At 66.9% G+C, this 2,602-nt stretch carries 2 protein-coding genes; both read left to right on the top strand.

What is annotated here, in order from left to right:
* Nucleotides 1-350 precede the first annotated feature (350 nt).
* A complete protein-coding gene (locus tag ACFXB5_RS00370; protein ID WP_385200976.1) occupies nucleotides 351-1,547 on the top strand; it encodes a ParB/RepB/Spo0J family partition protein in 1,197 nt (398 codons plus the stop codon).
* A 506-nt stretch (nucleotides 1,548-2,053) separates the two neighbouring features.
* Nucleotides 2,054-2,464, top strand: coding sequence for a hypothetical protein (locus ACFXB5_RS00365; RefSeq protein ID WP_385200974.1), 411 nt, complete (start codon nucleotides 2,054-2,056; stop codon nucleotides 2,462-2,464).
* Nucleotides 2,465-2,602: the final 138 nt, after the last annotated feature.

Raw genomic sequence — 2,602 nt, 5'->3', positions numbered from 1 at the left:
CGGCGCCCCAGCCCGCGGCGCGCGGGGGGCGCCCCCCCCCCCCCCCCCCCCCCCGCGCCCGCGCGCCGAGACCCTCCGGCGCTTCGGGGGCGTGATGGGCCCGCAGCCCGCCACGGCGTAACGCCATGGCGGGCTCACTCACGTCCGGGCCTCGACTCTCCGTCTCGCGGAGAGTCGGATGCGGTGCTCGTGTGGTGGGCGTGCGGTGGTCAAGAATCCAAAGAAAGGAATTCCCGAAATTAAAACGAATTCCCACTTGAATTGGCGGTGTTTGCGATTAAGATATAAGTGTAAGCAAAAAGGGAAATCCCAAAAGGAAGGGAATTCCCAAACGAGAAAGGTGCAGGGGAATGTACGTTGACCTCCGTATCGACCAGATCATGCCCAACCCGGACCAGCCCCGGAAGTTCTTCGACGAGGACGCCCATCGGGAGCTGACTGAGAGCATCAAGGTGAACGGTCTCCTTCAGCCGGTCGTCGTCCGGGGCGTCGAGGGCGAAGAGGCCCCGCACATGATCGTGGCGGGCGAGCGGCGCTGGAGGGCTTGCAAGGAGGCCGGGCTGACCGTCGTCCCGTCCCGCATCCTGGAAGACATCGACGAGGAGAAGGCGTTCGTCCTCTCCATCTCGGAGAACGTCAACCGGGCCGACATGACCATCATGGAAGAGGCCGGCGCGTACGCGGACTTGGTCGTCCTGGGCTGGAAGCCCGAGGCCATCGCCAAGACTTTCGGCAAGACCAAGACTCACATCGAGTGGCGGCTGGGCCTGCTCACCCTGCGCCCCGAGGTCGCCGAGTGGGTGAACGAAGGCAAGATCAAGCCCAATCTGTCCTGGCACATCGCCCAGCTCTCCCCGGGTAACCAGATGGTGGCGGCCACCCGCTACCTGCGTGGCGACTTCGACACCGAGGCCGACGCCGCGAACTTCGCACAGGGCCTGAAGATGGCTGAGCAGCAGACCTCCCTGGTCTCCGAGAAGGAGCCCACCGACGAGGAGAAGGTGAAGCGGGAGAAGGCCAAGGTCAAGACCACCGACAAGCTCGGCAAGGTCGAGGAGGTCGTCATGCCTCTGCTGGAGGAGCTGACGAAGGCCAAGCCCGAGGAGTTGGCGGACATCCTCGGCACGGACCTCGGGCGCTACGTCCGCAAGATCGACCGGCTTGCCAGCCAGGTCACCCTGGCCCGCCGCATCCTCCGCCAGGCCAACGGCATCGCCGAGGCCCGCAAGGTCGCCTGGGACACCGCAGTGGCTGAGGTCCAGGAGGAGAAGGGTGCGGTTAAGGAGGTCAAGGCCGACGACGGGAAGGCCGAGGAGGCCAAGCAGCCCCAGGTCCAGGTCAAGCCGACCGGGCCCAAGCAGCCCGAGGAAGTCAAGGCCGCAGCGAAGAAGGCTGCGGCCAAGCCGACGCAGACCGCGGGCGCCAGGGCCCGCGCGACGGGCAACGGCTCTGCGCGCAACGTGCCTGCCCAGCGGCGGGCCACCAAGACCGCCGCCTCCAAGGAGACCAAGACGGCGAAGAAGGCGGAAACCACAGCGGAGAAGTGAGGCGGCAGGGGGCGCGGCAGGTCCGGGCCCCCTCCCTCTTTCTCTCCGTAATCAGAGGGCGCGGACTGGGAACACCCGGCCGCGCCCTCTGTGTCTGCGGCTCCCGGCCCGAGGTGAGCGCCATGGTCCGGGTATCGAATTCCCGCCACCGGAATTCAAGAAATCAATTCCGGTGGAATGTGTACTAGGTCGGTGAATTCAAATAAGATATGGGCGTGGAAATAAAAATCAAGAGTAGGGGTGGGTGTATAGATGTCGTTGTGCAACTCGCGGCCCCCACCATCTACACGTACCCCCACCAGTAAGAGGCGCAGCCGGCTTGGCCCACCAGCCGGGTCGGCCCGCGCTGTCGGCGTCTGCCGGGCCCGTAGGGAGAGCCTCCCTGCGGGCCCGGTGCCGCTCTGGCCCGCTTGGCCCGAGCGGATGGCGTCGAGGTGATCCGGGCCCCGCCGACAGGCGTCGACGGGCGAATCCGGCCCCTGAGTGACCTGAAAGGAAACAGCTGCGTGCTCACCCTGTTCACTAACCGCTATCAGGCGTACCAGCCCCCGCAAGGGGTGCCGGTGCGCATCACGCTGGGCGCTCCGCGCTTCAAGCTCCCCTACCTCCTCACCCACGCGGTACGGGAGCTGGCGCCGCGTCGAGAGTACTTCGCCCAGCCGCTACCGGAGTTCACCGCCGCCTACCGGGCGGACCTGGACCAGCTCGGCCCGGTGCGGGTCGCGGAGCGGCTGAGGCAGATCGCGAACGCGGAGCAGGACCACAGGCTGGTCCTGCTCTGCTACGAGGACCTGTCGGCCCCTCGGCAGTGGTGTCATCGGCGGATCTTCGCCTCTTGGTGGAAGGACGCTACCGGCGACGAGGTGCGGGAGCTCTCGCCGCTGGCCGATCAGTACGAGCAGGGAACCTTGATGTGAGTGCCGGACCCACTCCGCGCAGGTAGGTGACATTATTTCAAGGGGCTATGCGCTCCTTGTGTTAGGTTCCAGCGCAGCGGGCGGGGCCCGGCCCCGCCCGGGGGGGGCGGGGGGTGGGCCCCCCCGGGGGGGTGGTGA

This window comes from Streptomyces sp. NPDC059455 (assembly GCF_042750115.1).
In the GTDB taxonomy this organism is placed as follows: domain Bacteria; phylum Actinomycetota; class Actinomycetes; order Streptomycetales; family Streptomycetaceae; genus Streptomyces; species Streptomyces endocoffeicus.
The sequence above is the reverse complement of the archived record's forward strand: the minus strand, read 5'-3'. Positions and strand labels throughout refer to the sequence as shown.